Origin of the sequence: Palleronia aestuarii (genome assembly GCF_003253995.1) — a bacterium.
GTDB lineage: Bacteria > Pseudomonadota > Alphaproteobacteria > Rhodobacterales > Rhodobacteraceae > Palleronia > Palleronia aestuarii.
The window spans coordinates 17,289-34,544 of record NZ_QKZL01000025.1 but is presented as its reverse complement, the minus strand read 5'-3'; the positions used below and the strand labels follow the sequence as shown (position 1 = coordinate 34,544).

At 63.4% G+C, this 17,256-nt stretch carries 19 protein-coding genes; 15 read left to right on the top strand and 4 right to left on the bottom strand.

The features are described 5' to 3' along the window. Positions 1-201 precede the first annotated feature (201 nt). From rpsM to LX81_RS18095, 14 genes are all read left to right on the top strand, one after another. Positions 202-570: a 30S ribosomal protein S13 gene (gene rpsM, locus LX81_RS18160; RefSeq protein WP_111538718.1), complete on the top strand. Its 369-nt coding sequence runs from the start codon at positions 202-204 to the stop codon at positions 568-570. Positions 571-582: 12 nt separating this feature from the next. After that, on the top strand, positions 583-969 hold the full coding sequence (gene rpsK / locus LX81_RS18155; RefSeq protein ID WP_073128416.1) for a 30S ribosomal protein S11: 387 nt from the start codon (positions 583-585) through the stop codon (positions 967-969). A gap of 117 nt (positions 970-1,086) precedes the next feature. Continuing rightward, positions 1,087-2,103 (top strand): DNA-directed RNA polymerase subunit alpha, encoded by a 1,017-nt coding sequence (locus LX81_RS18150; protein ID WP_111538717.1) that lies wholly within the window; start codon positions 1,087-1,089, stop codon positions 2,101-2,103. Positions 2,104-2,322: 219 nt separating this feature from the next. Then, positions 2,323-2,736, top strand: coding sequence for a 50S ribosomal protein L17 (gene rplQ / locus LX81_RS18145; RefSeq protein WP_111538716.1), 414 nt, complete (start codon positions 2,323-2,325; stop codon positions 2,734-2,736). A gap of 178 nt (positions 2,737-2,914) precedes the next feature. Beyond that, positions 2,915-3,526, top strand: coding sequence for a helix-turn-helix transcriptional regulator (locus LX81_RS18140; RefSeq protein WP_111538715.1), 612 nt, complete (start codon positions 2,915-2,917; stop codon positions 3,524-3,526). Positions 3,527-3,595: 69 nt separating this feature from the next. Continuing rightward, entirely contained in the window at positions 3,596-4,186 is a 591-nt protein-coding gene (locus LX81_RS18135) for an acyl-homoserine-lactone synthase (protein WP_111538714.1), read from the top strand. A 78-nt stretch (positions 4,187-4,264) separates the two neighbouring features. Beyond that, positions 4,265-5,581, top strand: coding sequence for a replication-associated recombination protein A (locus LX81_RS18130; RefSeq protein WP_111538713.1), 1,317 nt, complete (start codon positions 4,265-4,267; stop codon positions 5,579-5,581). A gap of 31 nt (positions 5,582-5,612) precedes the next feature. After that, positions 5,613-5,990: a fluoride efflux transporter CrcB gene (gene crcB, locus LX81_RS18125; RefSeq protein WP_111538712.1), complete on the top strand. Its 378-nt coding sequence runs from the start codon at positions 5,613-5,615 to the stop codon at positions 5,988-5,990. Beyond that, the gene (locus tag LX81_RS18120; RefSeq protein ID WP_111538711.1) at positions 5,987-7,030 is read left to right on the top strand and encodes an RluA family pseudouridine synthase; all 1,044 of its coding nucleotides are present in this window, start codon (positions 5,987-5,989) and stop codon (positions 7,028-7,030) included. Before crcB ends, LX81_RS18120 begins: the two co-directional genes overlap by 4 nt. Before the next feature lie 24 nt (positions 7,031-7,054). Further along, the gene (locus LX81_RS18115; RefSeq protein WP_111538710.1) at positions 7,055-7,774 is read left to right on the top strand and encodes an ATP12 family chaperone protein; all 720 of its coding nucleotides are present in this window, start codon (positions 7,055-7,057) and stop codon (positions 7,772-7,774) included. A gap of 217 nt (positions 7,775-7,991) precedes the next feature. Then, a complete protein-coding gene (locus tag LX81_RS18110; RefSeq protein WP_111538709.1) occupies positions 7,992-9,020 on the top strand; it encodes an amino acid ABC transporter substrate-binding protein in 1,029 nt (342 codons plus the stop codon). Between the two features lie 117 nt (positions 9,021-9,137). After that, entirely contained in the window at positions 9,138-10,352 is a 1,215-nt protein-coding gene (locus LX81_RS18105) for an amino acid ABC transporter permease (protein ID WP_111538708.1), read from the top strand. 28 nt (positions 10,353-10,380) lie between these two features. Then, entirely contained in the window at positions 10,381-11,676 is a 1,296-nt protein-coding gene (locus tag LX81_RS18100) for an amino acid ABC transporter permease (protein WP_111538707.1), read from the top strand. 13 nt (positions 11,677-11,689) lie between these two features. Continuing rightward, positions 11,690-12,478: an amino acid ABC transporter ATP-binding protein gene (locus tag LX81_RS18095; RefSeq protein WP_111538706.1), complete on the top strand. Its 789-nt coding sequence runs from the start codon at positions 11,690-11,692 to the stop codon at positions 12,476-12,478. Here LX81_RS18095 and LX81_RS18090 read toward each other — a convergent pair. Both LX81_RS18090 and argB read right to left on the bottom strand, forming a co-directional pair. Beyond that, positions 12,472-12,981, bottom strand: coding sequence for a SixA phosphatase family protein (locus LX81_RS18090; RefSeq protein WP_111538705.1), 510 nt, complete (start codon positions 12,979-12,981; stop codon positions 12,472-12,474). The genes LX81_RS18095 and LX81_RS18090 overlap by 7 nt on opposite strands. Beyond that, positions 12,978-13,847 carry an acetylglutamate kinase gene (gene argB / locus LX81_RS18085; RefSeq protein ID WP_111538704.1) on the bottom strand — a complete coding sequence of 290 codons (870 nt, stop codon included), beginning with the start codon at positions 13,845-13,847 and terminating at the stop codon, positions 12,978-12,980. Before argB ends, LX81_RS18090 begins: the two co-directional genes overlap by 4 nt. 62 nt (positions 13,848-13,909) lie before the next feature. Between argB and LX81_RS18080 the strand changes: the two genes are divergently transcribed. Next, complete coding sequence (locus LX81_RS18080; protein ID WP_111538703.1) at positions 13,910-14,647, top strand: SDR family NAD(P)-dependent oxidoreductase; 738 nt, start codon at positions 13,910-13,912, stop codon at positions 14,645-14,647. 8 nt (positions 14,648-14,655) lie between these two features. Here the strand turns inward: LX81_RS18080 and yihA are convergent, their stop codons facing one another. Then, entirely contained in the window at positions 14,656-15,300 is a 645-nt protein-coding gene (gene yihA / locus LX81_RS18075) for a ribosome biogenesis GTP-binding protein YihA/YsxC (RefSeq protein WP_111538702.1), read from the bottom strand. A gap of 83 nt (positions 15,301-15,383) precedes the next feature. Then, the gene (locus tag LX81_RS18070; RefSeq protein WP_111538701.1) at positions 15,384-17,231 is read right to left on the bottom strand and encodes a c-type cytochrome; all 1,848 of its coding nucleotides are present in this window, start codon (positions 17,229-17,231) and stop codon (positions 15,384-15,386) included. Between the last annotated feature and the right edge of the window lie 25 nt (positions 17,232-17,256).

Genomic DNA, 17,256 nt, shown 5'->3' with positions numbered 1-17,256 from the left:
TCGTGGGAAATGATCGACCCATCCCTTGACGCTCCTTCGAATCTTGACTAAAGCGCGCCATCCCGGAAGGGGTTCTTAATGCTTTGCGGGGTCGCGCCCCGCTTATCCGAATTCAGCAGCAGCCCGTGGCTCGCGCCTCGGGCTTCCGTTGTGAAAAAAGGGCCTGGAAGTACGGGCCCGCAACGAAAGGAACGACACGCCTTGGCACGTATCGCAGGGGTCAACATCCCCACCGCAAAACGGGTCCCCGTGGCCCTTACCTACATCACCGGCATCGGCCCCAGCGCCGCGCGTTCGATCTGCGAGGCCGTGGGCATCGATCAGACCCGCCGCGTGAACGAGCTTTCCGACACCGACGTCGTGAAGATCCGCGAGTACATCGACGAGAACCATTCGGTCGAGGGCGACCTGCGCCGCGAGACGCAGATGAACATCAAGCGCCTGATGGATCTCGGCTGCTACCGCGGCCTGCGGCATCGCCGCAATCTGCCGGTCCGCGGCCAGCGCACTCATACCAACGCACGTACACGCAAGGGTCCCGCGAAGGCCATTGCCGGCAAGAAGAAATAAGGAGGTCCAGTCATGGCTCGCGATCGTCGCGTCAAGAAGAAGGTCTCCAAGAACATCGCCGCCGGCGTTGCTCATGTGAACTCGTCCTTCAACAATACCAAGATCCTGATCTCCGACGTGCAGGGGAACGCCATTTCCTGGTCTTCCGCCGGCACGATGGGCTTCAAGGGATCGCGGAAATCGACACCCTACGCCGCGCAGATGGCCGCCGAGGATGCTGGCCGCAAGGCTCAGGAGCATGGCGTCCGCACGCTTGAGGTCGAAGTGCAGGGACCCGGCTCCGGCCGTGAATCGGCTCTTCGCGCGTTGGCCGCCGCGGGCTTCAACATCACGTCGATCCGCGACGTGACGCCGATGGCCCATAACGGGTGCCGCCCGCCGAAGCGCCGCCGCGTCTGATCCGGATCCTGCCCGGCCACGAGCTGCGCTGGCGCGTGGCTCGTCTCGGCCATTTTAAGAAAACCTCGGGGAGCCGGTCGCCTGCATGAGCGCCCGGCAGGAATTGAGGAGACATACATGCTTCACAAGAATTGGCAGGAACTGATCAAGCCGCAGCAATTGCAGGTCAAGCCGGGCAACAACCGGATGCGGCAGGCGACGGTCGTAGCGGAACCGCTCGAGCGGGGCTTCGGCCTGACGCTCGGCAACGCGCTGCGCCGTGTGCTGATGTCGTCGCTGCAGGGCGCGGCCATCACCTCGGTCCAGATCGACAACGTCCTGCACGAGTTCAGCTCGATCGCCGGTGTCCGCGAGGACGTGACCGATGTCGTGCTGAACCTCAAGGGCGTGGCGATCAAGATGGAGGTCGAGGGGCCGAAGCGCGTCTCTATTCAGGCGCGTGGTCCCATGGTCGTGACGGCCGGCGACATTACCGTCTCGAATGGCATCGAGATCCTGAACAAGGACCATGTGATCTGCCACCTCGACGAGGGTGCGGATTTGTTCATGGAACTCACGGTCAATACCGGCAAAGGGTATGTCTCCGCCGAGAAGAACCGTCCCGAAGACGCCCCGATCGGCTTGATGCCGATCGACGCGATCTACTCGCCGGTCCGCAAGGTCAGCTATGACGTGCAGCCGACCCGTGAAGGTCAGGTGCTCGACTATGACAAGCTGACCCTGAAGCTCGAGACGGATGGCTCGGTCAGTCCCGATGACGCAGTCGCCTATGCGGCGCGGATCATTCAGGACCAGTTGTCGATCTTCGTCAATTTCGACGAACCGGAATCGGCGACCCGCCAGGACGACGACGACGGGCTCGAGTTCAACCCGCTCCTCCTCAAGAAGGTCGACGAACTCGAACTCTCGGTGCGGTCGGCAAATTGCCTCAAAAACGACAACATCGTCTACATCGGTGATCTGATCCAGAAGACCGAAGCCGAGATGCTTCGGACCCCGAATTTCGGTCGGAAGTCGCTCAACGAGATCAAGGAGGTCCTGTCTGGCATGGGTCTTCACCTCGGGATGGATGTCGAGGAATGGCCGCCGGAGAACATCGAGGATCTCGCGAAGAAATTCGAGGATTCCTTCTGAGCGACTGCGTGGCATCCGGCGTCATGCGTTGGATGCCGGCGGTCTCGACCGGGTTGTCGGAAGCGTCGTTCCGGTACGCGCCGATCGAGAGATATTATCAAGTCGTGCTCGGGTAATGATCGAGCACGACTCATGAACTACACGATGGGCCATGAGCCCCAAGGAGTGCCGCCATAACGAATCGGCGGTCGGACAAAGTAAAAGACTGGAGATAAGACAATGCGTCATGCTAGCGGCTATCGTCGCCTCAACAGAACTCACGAACACCGCAAGGCACTCTTCGCCAACATGGCGGGATCGCTGATCGAACACGAACAGATCAAGACGACCCTGCCGAAGGCTAAAGAGCTTCGCCGGGTGATCGAGAAGCTCGTGACCCTGGGTAAGCGCGGTGACATTCATGCCCGCCGTCAGGCTGCGAGCCGGCTCAAGCAAGACATGCATGTCGCGAAGCTCTTCGACATCCTCGGCCCCCGCTACGCCGACAGGCAGGGTGGATATGTCCGGGTTCTGAAGGCCGGCTTCCGCTATGGCGACATGGCTCCGATGGCGATCATCGAGTTCGTCGACCGTGATCGGGATGCGAAGGGCGCTGCCGACCGAGCCCGCCTCGAGGCGGAAGACGCCGAATGAAATACGCCCCCGGTCTTCACCGGCCGGGTGCCTCGAAGTCCTCCGCCAAGTGGTCGATCCGAGACTGTGAGTGCGGTATTCCGGGGGCGGTAATATTGGCCCCGGCAGCCGTTCGTCAGTGATAAGAATGACCGTGCAGGTCAATCTTCGGCGGCCTGGCTGAAGACTAGGAGCGCGAATGTTCGAGAAGCATATCTTCGACCGACATCTGAAGAAACTCGATGATATCTCGCCATGTGGATACGTCGCCGCGCTCCACATCCGCTACACCTCACCGGTCATGTCCGTCCATACGTTCAACCAGGACTGGATCGATCATTACACGAGGAACGGCTACGCGCTTCGCGATCCGACCGTCGCCTGGGGCTTCAGCACGACCGGGTATATCCGATGGAGCGATTCCGGTTTTCAGGATCCCTTCGGCATTTTCCAGGAGGCTGCGCAGTACGGTCTCAAGTACGGCGTAACCTTTGCCAAGGGAGAGGTGAGCTCTCGCACGATCGCCAGCATCGCTCGCGATGACCGCGAGTTCACCGACGAGGAGATTTTGGCGGCAGAGCCTCATGTCGACGTGATCCACGAGATGACGGAACCGCCGACGGAACTCACCAAGGCTCAACGCGAGGCGCTTCGATGCATCGCGGCGGGAGATCGGTATGCCGCGGCGGCGGCAAAACTCGGCATCTCCGAGAGCGCATTCAAGGCCAGATTGAATTCCGTTCGGGAGCGTCTGATGGCCCGGACGACCGCCGAAGCGATACAACGCGCGAAAGATTATCGACTGATGTGACGTTTTCAGCCTCTGTCGTCTGAGATTGCTGATCTAAAAGCGATCTCACTAACCCCAGAGGAGAGCATCATGGAAACCACTACCCTCTCGTTTGCAAATCTTCACCAGCACGGAGAATTGTTCGCGAATATGCTACGAGCGCGGAAGCGCTCGTTCATAGAGCGCCGAAAATGGGATCTGCCCATCTCGATGGGCATGGAATACGACCAGTACGACACCCCGGCGAGTCGGTGGGTCGTGGTGCATGACGAGAACGGCGATGTGCTCGCCGGCACGCGTCTGACACCCACCACGGCGAAGTGCGGAATCTACACCTACATGATCCGCGATGCGCAGAGAGGGTTGCTCGACACGATCCCGCAGAACCTCCTTTGGGAGGAAGCGCCGGTACACGAGACCGAGTGGGAAAGCTCGCGGCTCTTCGTACACGACAAGATCCCGGCCTCCGAACGCAAGGGCGTCTACATCCGCCTCGTCCTCGAACTCCGCAAGGCCGCGCGGGACCTCGGGGCGACGCGCTGCGTGGCTCTTCTCTCCGTCGCGTTGCCGCGTCTCATTCGTCGGCAAGGCGTCATCATGACGCCGATCGGGCCGGCGGTCATGATCGACGGAACGCTCAACAACGTGGTATCTATGGACCTCGCCTACGGACGGGCGTGACCGGATCGGAGGGAACGCGGCCGGCGCATCCCGGTCCTTCCATATCTCCCGATCGTTCCACTATCCCGCGAGACCAGAATGGCAGATCTTTTCGACGGAATGGATGGAACGCCCGGGAACGAGGCGCCTGCCGGTCCCTTGGCGGACCGGCTCCGCCCCCGGAGGCTTTCCGACGTGATCGGGCAGTCCGAGCTTCTGGGCCGGACCGGCCCTCTGGGCACGATGCTCTCCGCGGGCAAGCTGCCATCGTTGATCTTCTGGGGGCCGCCGGGCGTTGGCAAGACCACCATCGCCCGGCTTCTCGCCAACGAAACCGCCGCGCATTTCGTCCAGATCAGCGCGATCTTCACCGGCGTCGCCGAACTGAAGAAGGTGTTCGAGGGCGCGCGCCATCGCCGGATCAGCGGGCAGGGCACGCTCCTTTTCGTCGACGAGGTCCATCGTTTCAACAAGGCACAGCAGGACGCTTTCCTGCCGCATATGGAGGACGGCACCATCGTCCTCGTCGGCGCGACAACGGAGAATCCGAGTTTCGAGCTCAACGCGGCGCTGCTTTCCCGCGCGCAGGTCCTCGTCCTCCGGCGGCTCGACACGGATGATCTCGAGGGCCTCGCTGCCCGGGCGGAGGCGGAGATTGGCGCGCCGCTGCCGCTCGACCCCGACGCGCGTGCCGCCCTGCTCGAAATGGCCGATGGTGACGGCCGCGCGCTCCTCAACCTCGTCGAGCAGCTCATGGCTTGGAAAGTCTCGGGGCCGCTCGACAAGGCAGCGCTGACGGAGCGGCTTATGCGACGCGCCGCGCAATACGACAAGTCGGGCGACGCGCATTACAACTTAATCTCCGCGCTGCACAAGGCGGTGCGCGGCAGCGACCCGGATGCGGCGCTCTACTGGCTCGCACGGATGCTAGAGGGCGGCGAGGATCCCCGCTATCTCGCGCGGCGGATCACCCGGATGGCGATCGAGGATATCGGTCTTGCCGATCCGCAGGCGCAGCGGCTCTGCCTCGACGCATGGTCGACCTTCGAGCGACTGGGTTCCCCCGAAGGCGAACTCGCGCTCGGGGAGGCGGTGATCTATCTAGCGCTCGCGCCGAAATCGAACGCGAGCTACAAGGCCTACAAAGCGGCGCGCGCTACGGCGAAGAAGACTGGATCGGAGCCGCCGCCCAAGCACATCCTGAACGCGCCCACCAAGCTGATGAAGGAACATGGCTACGGCGCGGGCTATGCCTACGACCATGACGCGGAGGATGCGTTCTCGGGGCAGAACTATTTCCCCGACGGCATGAAGCGGGGCGTCTTCTACCTTCCCGAGGATCGCGGCTTTGAGCGGGACCTGAAGAAGCGCCTCGACTGGTTCGTGCGGCAGCGCGCCAAGCGCGCCGGCGATTGACATCGCGGCCCGCGCGGGAGAAGCACCGCGCATGGTCTCGACCCTCCTCCAAGTGGCGCTCGGCGGCGCATTGGGCGCTTCGGCGCGATATCTTTCCGGGCATGCGATCATGCGTTTCGCGGGGCCCGGTTTCCCCTTCGGCACGCTTTTCGTGAACGTCCTGGGCTCCTTCGTCATGGGAGCTTTCGCCGTCTACGCGGCGGAGCGCTCCGCGACCTCCCTCGCGCCCTTCGTCATGACGGGGATCCTCGGGGGGTTCACGACCTTCTCGGCCTTCTCGCTCGACACGCTGACGCTGATCGAGAGGGGAGAGACCGGTCTGGCACTTCTCTACGTCGCAGGATCCGTGGCGGTCTCGATCGGGGCCCTCTGGCTCGGCCTCTTCGTGGCGCGGGGTGTCTTCGCATGAGCCGGGTGCAGACGCTCGTCGTATCGACAGATGACGGGGACCAACGGCTCGATCGCTGGTTCCGGAAGCATTTTCCTCATGTCCCCCAGGGCCGAATCGAGAAGCTTTGCCGCAAGGGAGAAATCCGCGTCGATGGCGGGCGGGTGAAGGCCGCGAGCCGGATCGCGGCGGGCCAGGAGATCCGGATTCCCCCGCTGCCCGACAACGCGGCGCCCGCGCCCCGGGACCGAGATCGCGTGAGCGACGAAGATGCCCAGATGATGCGTGCGGCGGTCCTCTTTCGCGACGACCATGTGATCGCGCTCAACAAGCCGCCGGGCCTGCCGAGCCAGGGGGGGAGCGGCCAGACGCGCCATGTCGACAACCTGAGCGAGGCTTTGCGTTTCGGTCTCGAGGACCGGCCCCGCCTAGTCCACCGGCTCGATAAGGATACGTCGGGCATCTTGCTTCTCGCGCGTACGCGGCAGGCGGCGAAGGGTCTGACGGAGACGCTGCGCCACAAGTCCACGCGGAAAATCTACTGGGCCGCGGTCGCGGGCGTGCCGCATCCGCGCAAGGGGTCGATCAAGTACGGGCTTGTGAAGGCGCCGGGCCGTGGTGCGAAGGGGGAGGGAGAGAAAATGCTCTGCCTCCACCCGGCAACGGTCGCGGACACGCCGGGTGCAAAACGCGCGCAAAGCGACTACGTCGTGCTCTCGGCGCTTGGTGGTCGGCTCGCATGGGTCGCGATGGAGCCTGTGACCGGCCGCACGCACCAGCTTCGCGCACATATGGCCGAGATGGGCCACCCGGTGATCGGCGACGGCAAGTATGGCGGGTCTGGGCAGGAGAACCTCGGTGATGGCTGGGGCGCGCAGCTCGGGGGCGAGATCAGTCGCAAGCTCCACCTTCACGCCCGTTCGCTAAGCTTCCGTCACCCTGTGACCGGGGCCGACATGCGTTTGACGGCGCCGCTGCCGCCGCACATGGCGCGGACCTGGGAGCAACTGGAATGGCGGGCTGCCGACATTCCCGACGATCCGTTCGAGGAACCGGAATGACCACGGCGCGACGGGAGGCCGGGGATGGCTGAATGGGCGATGAAGCGGTTCTGGAGCGAGGCCAGTATCGCGGACGCGGAAAGCGGCTTCGCGGTCCGGCTCGACGGCCGCCCGGTCCGCACGCCGGCGGGAGCCATGCTTGCGGTGCCCACCGAGGCGCTCGCCCTCGCCCTGGCGTCCGAATGGGATGCGCAGGACGGTGACATCGATCCTCAGACCATGCCGTTCACCAGGATGGCGAATTCCGCGATCGACAAGGTCGCGCCTAAACGTCCCGCGGTCATCGGCATGCTTGCGGAGTACGGCGGGACCGACCTGCTCTGCTATCGCGCGGATGTCCCGGCAGCCCTCGTAGAGCGACAGAACGCCGCCTGGGATCCGCTGCTCGACTGGGCGGAAGCCACGTTCAGGGTGCGGCTCGCCGTGACATCCGGCGTGATGCCGATTGCCCAGCCCGAGGGCGCGGTCGAGCGGCTCGCCTTGCCGATGGAGGACATGACGGAATTCGAGCTGGCCGGATTTCACGATCTGGTCGCTCTTTCGGGGTCGCTCGTACTTGCTCTCGCGACGCTCGAGCGTCGGATCGATCCCGAGACCGCTTGGTCGCTGTCGCGGCTCGACGAGGAATGGCAGGCGGACGAATGGGGCCATGACGAGGAAGCGGACGAGAATGCGGCATTGAAAGCGCGCGCCTTCATGGATGCCGCGGAGTTCGTCGATCTCGCCCGTCGGAGGGACGCGTAGTCCGTCGATTGCCCCCTGTGACGCGCCGTCACGGCGATTGTGCCTCCTAATTCATCACTTATTCGGATCGACGGCTTGACGTAACTTGATGGATGCCCTGAAACTTGTGGCCATCCGGGATATGGGGATCCCTCTGACAGAACGTCATAGACTGCGATCCGACCGGGCCGTTTCGTAGACCGCTCATGTTCGGGCGGGAAACATATAAGAGGTATACATGAAAAAGACCGTACTGATTGGCGCTCTGACGGCGGGCGGCCTTGCGGCCGGCATGGCCAGCGCGGCCTCGCTTTCGGATGTGCAGTCGCGCGGAACGTTGAACTGCGGCGTGTCCACCGGACTCGTCGGTTTCTCTGCACCCGATGCGAACGGAAACTGGCAGGGATTCGATGTCGCGCTCTGCCGCGCCGTCGCGGCGGCCGTCCTTGGCGATCCGAACGCGGTCGAATTCGTTCCGACCACCGGCAAGACGCGTTTCACGTCACTCGCCTCCGGCGAGATCGACCTGCTCGCTCGGAACACGACCTGGACGTTCAGCCGTGATACCGACCTCGGCTTCGAATTCACCGGGATCAACTACTACGATGGTCAGGGCTTCATGGTGCCGACCAATCTCGGTGTCACATCCGCCCTCGATCTCGACGGCGCCACGGTGTGCGTGCAGACCGGTACGACGACGGAATTGAACCTCGCGGACTTCTTCCGCGCGAACAACATCAGCTACGAGCCCGTACCGGTCGAGACCAACGCGGAAGGCCAGCAGCAATACCTCGCCGGCGCCTGCGATGCCTACACGACCGATGCGAGCGGCCTCGCCGCGACACGGGCCGCGTTCGAGAATCCGGGCGATCACGTGATCCTGCCCGAAATCATCTCGAAGGAGCCGCTCGGGCCATTGGTCACCGAAGGCGACAGCGATGCGAGCCAGTGGGGCGACATCGTGCGCTGGACGCTCAACGCGCTCATCGCGGCGGAAGAGCTCGGCATCAACAGCACCAACGTCGCCGACATGGCCTCCTCCGCGGGTGACAACCCGGAGGTCAACCGTCTCCTCGGCACCGAAGGCAATCTTGGCGAGATGATCGGGCTCAGCAACGATTGGGCGGTCCAGGCGATCTCGGCTGGCGGCAATTACGGCGAACTCTTCGAGCGCAATATCGGGGAGAACACGCCGATCGGTCTTGCCCGCGGCCTCAACGCGCTGTGGACCGATGGCGGCCTTCTTTACACGCCGCCCTTCCGCTGAAAATCCGGGGGAGGGCGCGGACGACATGCGCCCTTCCCCCACAAGGTTGCCGATCGGTCATTCCGCGCATTGGGACGATCGTGACATGCGATGGGAATCCCTGACGAGTAATTCGACATGAGTACCATTTCGGAACCACCGCGAACCACGTTCCACCCGGCCATGCTGATCAACGATACGCGGTACCGCGGATTGACGTTCCAGTTCGTGGCCCTCGTCCTGATCATCGTCTTCATGGCGTTCCTCGGGATGAACCTCGTCAACAACCTCGCGCTCGCCGGACTGAACATCAGCTTCGATTTCCTGGGCGAGCCCGCGAATTACGACATCAACCAGGCCCTCATTCCCTACAGCAGCCGTTCGACGCATCTGCGCGCGGCGATCGTCGGGCTTCTGAACACGCTCCTCGTGGCCTTCATGGCCTGCATCACGGCGACGATCATCGGGGTCTTCGCCGGGGTTCTGCGACTTTCCAAGAACTGGCTCGTCCGGAAATTGATGAGCGTCTACGTGGAGGCCTTCCGCAACGTCCCCGTCCTCATCTGGATCCTGATGATCGGGACGATCGTGCAGCAGGGCCCGAGCCCGCGCGTCTATCTCGGCGAGGATCCGGAGCGGGGCCTCTTCCTCGGTCTATTCGCCTTCACGAACCGGGGGATCACCGCGCCGGCTCCGGTCTTCGGTCCCGGATCGCTCTGGGTGGTCCTGGCCCTCGTGACGGGGATCGTCGGTGCGATCCTGTGGCGACGGCATGTTCGCAAGACCCTCTATGCCTCCGGCCGGCTCCTTCCGAATTGGCCCATCTTCCTGATCCTCCTGCTCCCGCCGGTGATCGTCTTCCTTCTCCTCGGCCGTCCCATCGGCGTCGACATGCCGGACGTGCTGGCAAACCGCTTCAACATTCAGGGCGGGATCGAATTGCAGCGTCCGTTGATCGCGCTCTGGCTCGCCCTGTCGGTCTATACCGGCGCCTTCATCGCGGAGAACGTCCGCGCGGGTATCCTGTCGGTCTCGCGCGGGCAGACGGAGGCCGCGGCCTCTCTCGGCTTCCGGCCGAACCGCATCATGAATCTCGTCATCCTGCCGCAGGCGCTGCGCGTCATCATCCCGCCGCTGATCTCGCAATATCTCAACATCACCAAGAACAGCTCTCTGGCCATCGCCGTGGGCTATGCCGACATCACCGCGACGCTGGGCGGCATCACTCTCAACCAGACCGGACGGGCGATCGAATCGATCCTGCTCCTGATGCTCTTCTATCTTGTCGTCTCGCTGCTGATCTCCGCGGTGATGAACATCTACAATTCCTCCGTCGCACTGAAGGAGCGTTGAAAGTGCGGCGCGTGACGGAGCAGACCCGATGAGCGACACCCACGCCCAGACCGTCGCCTACGTTCGCGAGAGCTTTCTCGAACAGGCGCCGCCCCCCGAACGCGAGACGGGGCCCATCCGATGGCTTCGGGTGAACCTGTTCTCGAACTGGTTCTACGCGATCCTGACCCTGCTTTCGATCTACGTCGTCTACACGCTCCTGTCGGATTTCCTGCCTTGGCTCTTCAACGGGGTATGGAACGCGAGCGATATTCGCGAGTGCCGCGAAATCTTGCAGGGCGCGACGGGCGGATGCTTCGCCGTTCTCGCGGAACGGTGGAACCAGCTGCTCTTCGGCTTCTCCTTCCCCTCCGATCAGTATTGGCGGATCGTCGTCGCCTTCCTCCTCTTCTGCATCGCCGCCGCTCCGGTGCTCTTTGCCGCCGTGCCAAGGGTGCTCTTCGTCGTGACGGGGCTCTTCCCGTTCGTCGCGTACTACCTGATCTGGGGGGGCACGATCCTGACGCCGCTCGCCGTTCTCGTCGGCGTGGTGGCGGGCTATTTCGCCTATCGCAGGCTCGTCGATCAGAGCTTTGCCATGGGTCTTCTGGGCGGGGTCGTCGCAGGCCTGATCGTCTGGTGGCTCGCGGCCTTCGTGCCGCAGGATCAGCCGAGCTTCCTGGCGCTGCGCCCGATTCCGTCACGCGACCTCGGCGGGTTTGCCCTCAATCTCATGCTTGGCGTCATCTGCGTCTCGTTGAGCCTGCCCTTCGGTATTCTTCTTGCACTTGGGCGGCAATCGCGATTGCCGATCATCAAGTGGATCTGCGTGGTCTTCATCGAATTCGTGCGGGGCGTGCCCCTCATCACGCTGCTCTTCGTGGCCAATGTCGTTCTGGCTTACTTCCTTCCGCCCGGCAGCAATTTCGACCTTATCCTGCGGGTCATCATCATGATCACGATGTTTGCCTCCGCCTACATCGCGGAGGTGATCCGGGGCGGCCTCGCTGCACTTCCGCGCGGACAATACGAGGCGGCCGACAGCCTCGGGCTCGACTACACGCAGGCGATGCGGCTTATAATCCTGCCGCAGGCACTCAAGATCTCGATCCCCGGCATCGTCAATGTCGCGGTTGGGCTCTTCAAGGACACGACGCTCGTCTCGATCATTTCCATGTTCGATCTCGTCGGCATGATCCGGGGACCGATCCTCGCCTCCACGGAGTGGAACGGCGTCTATTGGGAGCTCTACGGCTTTGCCGCGCTTCTCTTCTTCATCGTCTGCTACGCGATCTCGCAATATTCACAATGGCTGGAACGCCAGCTGAACACCGAGCACCGTTAGAGAGGATCCCTCCATGTCCATGACGGAAGAACGTTCCGTCGACCAATCGGCGATGAAGGTCTCCGACGAGGTCGCGATCGAGATCAAGAACATGAACAAGTGGTACGGGACGTTCCACGTGCTGCGCGACATCGACCTGACCGTCATGCGCGGGGAGCGGATCGTCATCTGCGGCCCATCGGGTTCCGGCAAATCGACGTTGATCCGCTGCATCAACGCGCTCGAGGAGCATCAGAAGGGTTCGATCACCGTCGACGGCACGGTTCTCTCGTCGGATCTGAAGAACATTGACCGGATCCGGTCGGAGGTCGGGATGTGCTTCCAGCACTTCAACCTCTTCCCGCACCTGACGATCCTGGAGAACTGCACGCTCGCCCCGATCTGGGTCCGCAAGACGCCCAAGCGTGATGCGGAAAAGACGGCGATGCATTTCCTCGAGAAGGTGAAGATTCCCGATCAGGCCAACAAGTATCCGGGCCAGCTTTCCGGCGGACAGCAGCAGCGGGTGGCGATCGCCCGGTCGCTTTGCATGCGGCCGCGCATCATGCTCTTCGACGAACCGACCTCTGCGCTTGATCCCGAGATGATCAAGGAAGTGCTCGACACGATGATCGAGCTCGCGGAGGAGGGAATGACCATGATCTGCGTCACCCACGAAATGGGGTTCGCACGTCAGGTCGCCAACCGGGTGATCTTCATGGATCAGGGGCAGATCGTGGAGCAGAACGAGCCGGAGGAATTCTTCAAGAACCCCCGCTCGGATCGGACGAAACTCTTCCTGTCACAGATCCTCGGTCACTGACCCGCCAGGTCGCGGGGCACCACGAAGTCGAGCACCTGGGCGCAGCGTTCGCCCAGGTCGTGCCAATCCTCGCGGTCGATCGAGAGGACGAGCGTCGCGGCGGTGGGGAATTCGTGAAACTCGACCCGCTCCGGCGTCTCCGCGACGAGCCATTGCGCAAGCGCGGCGAGACCGGGATTATGGCCGAGGAGTAGAATGGAGCGCTGTGTCCGCACCGCCAGCGCGGCGAGCATGTCCTCGGGCGGAGCGAGATAGAGCGCGGGATCGAGTTCCACGGGCGGCACGGCATCGAGCCCGCCACTGGCCCGTTCCCAGGTTTCGCGTACACGCGTCGCGGTCGAGAGCAGAGCGAGATCGGGCGACCAGCCCGACTGTCCGACCCATGCGCCCATCGCGACCGCCGCCTTCCTTCCGCGAGCGTTCAACGGCCGGTCATGGTCGTTCAGCTCGGGCGATCCCCAATCCGACTTCGCATGCCGCATCAGGATCAGACGAAGGCTCATCGCGCCGTCCGGATCAGCGTTCCCGCACCCTGCGTGGTGTAGAGCTCGAGCAGGCAGGCATGGGGCGCGCGGCCGTCCAGGATCACGACCGCCCGCACGCCGCCCTCAATGGCGGCGAGCGCGGTTTCGGTCTTCGGGATCATTCCGCCCGAGATCGTGCCGTCGGCCGTCAGATCGCGAATGGCATCGGGGGTGATCTCGCTGATGACTTCGCCTGTCGCGTCTTTGACGCCCGCCACATCCGTCAGGAGAAGCAGGCGGTCCGCGTTGAGCGAAGCGGCGATCGCGCCCGCGGCGGTGTCACCGTTCACATTGAAGGTCTCGCCGTTCCGCCCGGTCCCGATGGGTGCGATGACGGGGATTGTCTTGGAATCCTTCAGGTGATGGAGAAAGGTGGGATCGCATTCGACGGGCGTGCCGACGAAGCCCAGGGAGGGATCGGTCTGCTCGCAGACCATAAGCTGCGCATCCTTCCCGCTGATCCCGATGGCGCGCCCGCCTTCCGCATTGATTGCCTGCACGATGCGCTTGCCCACGAGACCGGAAAGCACCATCTCCACGACCCCAATCGTTGCTTCGTCGGTGACGCGCTTGCCGTTGATGAATTCGCTGACCACGCCCTGCGCTTTCAGCACCTCGTTGATCATCGGCCCGCCGCCATGGACGATGACAGGGTTGATTCCGACATGGCTCATCAGGACGATATCCCGCGCGAAACTCGCCATCGCGCCCGCACTGCCCATTGCATGGCCGCCGAGCTTAATGACGACGGTCGCGCCCGCATAGCGCCGGAAGAGGGGCAGGGCCTGGCTCAGGGTCCGCGCCGTCGCGGCCCAATCCTCGGTGCTGGGGGGGGATTCCGTCATCGCTGTTCCTTCCGGTCGCGCACTGGTAATCTGCAGCCAAACTGCGCTCAAGAGGAGATCGGATGGAAGTCCAACGTCAGCGCTCGCTCGTCCTGACAGGAGCGAGCCGGGGGATCGGCCATGCAACGGTCAAACGCTTCTCGGCGGAGGGCTGGCGGGTGCTGACCTGTTCGCGTCAGGATTTTGATCCGCGATGTCCCTGGCCCGGGGGTGCCGCAAATCATATCAAGGTCGATCTATCCGATCCGAAAGATACGATCCGCGCCATCGAGGTGATCCGCGACATGCTGGACGGACGGCTCGACGCGTTGGTCAACAATGCCGGCATCTCTCCGAAGGGGCCGGATGGCGAACGGCTGTCCACGATCACGACGGAATTGAGCGATTGGGGGAAGGTGTTCCACGTCAATTTCTTCGCCCCCGTCATACTCGCCCGGGGCCTGCAGTCGGAACTGGCGGAAGCGGACGGTGCGGTGGTCAACGTGACGTCCATCGCCGGGGCGCGGGTTCATCCCTTCGCGGGTGCCGCCTATGCGACTTCGAAGGCGGCACTGGCCGCGCTTACAAGGGAAATGGCGCATGATTTCGGTCCGCTCGGCGTCAGGGTGAACGCGATTGCGCCGGGTGAAGTCGAGACGTCGATCCTCTCACCGGGGACCGATAAGATCGTCGAGACACTCCCGCTCCGCCGCCTCGGACAGCCCTCGGAAGTCGCCGACGTGATCTACTTCCTCTGCTCCGGGGGATCGTCCTACGTCACGGGAACCGAGATCGAGGTGAACGCGGGCCAGCACGTCTAGCCCGGTTCTCACTCGAGTGTCGAGATGATCGCCCGGAGGTCGGCGATGCCGTCGCCCTTCTCAGATGAGGTGACGACGAGTTCGGGATAGGCTGCCGGATGACGCGCAAGCGCGGTGCGTACCTGATCGAGGACGCGGTCCCGCTCCGACGCCTTAACCTTGTCGATCTTCGTGAAGACGGTCTGGAACGTCACCGCAGAGCGGTCGAGGAGCGCCATGATCTCTTCGTCGACGGGCTTCACGCCGTGGCGGGCATCGACCAGCAGAAAGGCACGGCGAAGGCTGGCGCGACCGGACAGATACGCTTTCATCAGCGCCTGCCAGCCCTCGACAACTTTCACCGGAGCGTTCGCGAAACCGTATCCAGGCAGGTCCACGAGATACCTGTCGGCCAGTCCGAAGAAGTTGATCTCCTGCGTCCGGCCCGGCGTATTCGATGCGCGGGCGAGCGTCTTGCGACCCGTGAGGGCATTGATGAGGGTAGATTTTCCGACATTCGAGCGTCCGGCAAAGCATATTTCCGGACGGTCGTCGGGCGGCAGGCCCGACATCGCAACGACGCCCTTAACGAAGGTCGTCTCGCCCGCAAAGAGGATACGTCCCCTTTCGCGAGCATCGTGGCCGGGATCGGCGAGGGGAAAAGTCAGTCGCATCGCGATCCCCTATCCCGCTTCGACGCGATCGTCACCCACGATCTGCGGGAGGGGCGGACAGAGCCGCCCCTGACCGTATCGACTTACTGGACAGGTACGAGCGCCATTTCCTTCGAGAGCGGTTCCTGTGTTGCGAACCAGGATGCGGCGGCAGCAAGTTCCTCGTCCGTCATCCGGGAGGCATAACCGGGCATCGGGTTGATCAGCCGTTCCTCGGCTTCCCGTCCCTGGAAATAATCCAGCCGCGCCGCGAGGTAGTTCGCATTCTGTCCATGGAGCCGCGGGATCTGCTTGAGATCGGTCGTGGGTTCGGGACCATGGCAGGTCAGACAGGCCGGGATACCGCGATCGGGAAGGCCCGCCTCGACGATCTGCGCACCTAGCGCCACGTCACCCGGAAGGTCCGGCGCGGGTGCAGACGGCTCGGCCGGCAAATCGCCGATATACGCCGCCACGGCATCCATCTCGTCCTCACTCATGATTCGGGCCGTCTCGTGCATCCGCGAGTTGTTCCGCCGGTCGGTGTGGAAGGCGTAGAGCGATCTCTGGAGATAGTTCGGGCTCTGCAGCGTCAGGTTCGGATATTCCCCACTCGGCACGCCTGCGAGGTTGGCCTGATGGCATTCGCTGCAGACCCGCGAAATGATGCCCGTCGCAAGTTCTTCAGTTTCCGGCGTCACCGGACCCGGGGCCGCGTTCATCGACCGGCCTGCACCGGGTTCGAGCGAGGCAAAATACGCGGAAACCGCAGCGATCTGATCGTCTTCGATCTCGTGTGCCACGCCGCGCATTGGGTTCCACACGGCGACCTGGCCGCGGCCGTTCCCGCGGAATTGCAGCAACTGCGCCCGGATATAGGTTTCCGATTGGCCGGCAAGCGCGGGCACCAGAATGCCTGCTCCCGGCTCCGTCGCACCATGGCAATCGTAGCATGCCGGGATGCCGTTCAGGATGTCGCCGTGTTCGGCCAGCTGCAGCCCCGCCTCGATCAGGCCCTCCTCGGGCGCAGGGGCGACAGGCGACGCGGCATCGGGCAACGTCTCGCCGAAATAGGTCGCGAGGCCGTCGATCTGCTCGTCGGAAAGCTGAGCCGCGACGACCTGCATGTATCCGCTCTTGCGGTCGGCCTCGGCATAGGAATGGAGCGCGGCAGCGAGATATTCCGGCGTCTGCAGCGTGAGGTTCGGCGCCTCGCCGTTCGTGGGCGACCCGCTGCCGTCCGCGCCGTGGCAGGTCGTGCACTGCGCGACCGGGATCCCGGCGAGGGCGTAATCGGCGAAACCGCCCGTCGGCGCGGCGTAAAGATGTTCGTCCTGCGGATACCGGATGAGGTGGTAATTCATCGCGTCGAGTTCAGGCGTGTCGCCGAACGCGATCTGCGGGCCGGCATCGACATCGGGCGTGACCAGATCAAGGTATGTCTGAACGTCCATGTCGTCGAGCTGACGGGTGAACGCCACCATCGACCAGACCTCGTCTTCGCGCCCGCTGGTCGGCCATGCGGGCATGGCGGACATCATGACGCCGTTTTGCAGGATCCAGAAGAGCTCCGCGTCCGAGAACTGATCGACGACGGCGGGCAGATGCTGCGGCGTGGGCTTGATAGACAGCGCCATCGGGTTCTGCCCGAGGCCCGGTGCGCCGTGACAGCGCACGCAGTTCTGCGCGTAGTGCTGGGCGCCAAGTGCGATACGGCCCGGATCGTCGAGAAAGGACGGAACCTCGATATCCGATGCATGGGAGGAAACCGACTGCTTGAAGGCGTTATGGACGAGTTTGTAGAACCAGACCGGGTCCTTCGTGTTCGCCGCGAAGCTAATGAAGCCACCGAAATAGACGACAAGCGCGACGAGCAATCCGATCACCGCGAGAACCAGTCCGACGATGACGAACCGGATGATGAACCAAGGGGTCAGGAAATCGGATAGCATGGGCGGACCTTCGCAATTTGATCAC

Bases quoted from the DNA above. Each gene is read 5' to 3' on its own strand.
- LX81_RS18135 (WP_111538714.1), top strand. From the start codon at position 3,596: ATGGAAACCACTACCCTCTCGTTTGCAAATCTTCACCAGCACGGAGAA.
- LX81_RS18095 (WP_111538706.1), top strand. From the start codon at position 11,690: ATGTCCATGACGGAAGAACGTTCCGTCGACCAATCGGCGATGAAGGTC.
- LX81_RS18100 (WP_111538707.1), top strand. From the start codon at position 10,381: ATGAGCGACACCCACGCCCAGACCGTCGCCTACGTTCGCGAGAGCTTT.
- LX81_RS18090 (WP_111538705.1), bottom strand. From the start codon at position 12,981: ATGAGCCTTCGTCTGATCCTGATGCGGCATGCGAAGTCGGATTGGGGA.
- LX81_RS18110 (WP_111538709.1), top strand. From the start codon at position 7,992: ATGAAAAAGACCGTACTGATTGGCGCTCTGACGGCGGGCGGCCTTGCG.
- LX81_RS18140 (WP_111538715.1), top strand. From the start codon at position 2,915: ATGTTCGAGAAGCATATCTTCGACCGACATCTGAAGAAACTCGATGAT.
- rplQ (WP_111538716.1), top strand. From the start codon at position 2,323: ATGCGTCATGCTAGCGGCTATCGTCGCCTCAACAGAACTCACGAACAC.
- LX81_RS18150 (WP_111538717.1), top strand. From the start codon at position 1,087: ATGCTTCACAAGAATTGGCAGGAACTGATCAAGCCGCAGCAATTGCAG.
- LX81_RS18105 (WP_111538708.1), top strand. From the start codon at position 9,138: ATGAGTACCATTTCGGAACCACCGCGAACCACGTTCCACCCGGCCATG.
- crcB (WP_111538712.1), top strand. From the start codon at position 5,613: ATGGTCTCGACCCTCCTCCAAGTGGCGCTCGGCGGCGCATTGGGCGCT.
- yihA (WP_111538702.1), bottom strand. From the start codon at position 15,300: ATGCGACTGACTTTTCCCCTCGCCGATCCCGGCCACGATGCTCGCGAA.
- LX81_RS18120 (WP_111538711.1), top strand. From the start codon at position 5,987: ATGAGCCGGGTGCAGACGCTCGTCGTATCGACAGATGACGGGGACCAA.
- rpsK (WP_073128416.1), top strand. From the start codon at position 583: ATGGCTCGCGATCGTCGCGTCAAGAAGAAGGTCTCCAAGAACATCGCC.
- LX81_RS18080 (WP_111538703.1), top strand. From the start codon at position 13,910: ATGGAAGTCCAACGTCAGCGCTCGCTCGTCCTGACAGGAGCGAGCCGG.
- LX81_RS18070 (WP_111538701.1), bottom strand. From the start codon at position 17,231: ATGCTATCCGATTTCCTGACCCCTTGGTTCATCATCCGGTTCGTCATC.
- LX81_RS18130 (WP_111538713.1), top strand. From the start codon at position 4,265: ATGGCAGATCTTTTCGACGGAATGGATGGAACGCCCGGGAACGAGGCG.
- LX81_RS18115 (WP_111538710.1), top strand. From the start codon at position 7,055: ATGGCTGAATGGGCGATGAAGCGGTTCTGGAGCGAGGCCAGTATCGCG.
- argB (WP_111538704.1), bottom strand. From the start codon at position 13,847: ATGACGGAATCCCCCCCCAGCACCGAGGATTGGGCCGCGACGGCGCGG.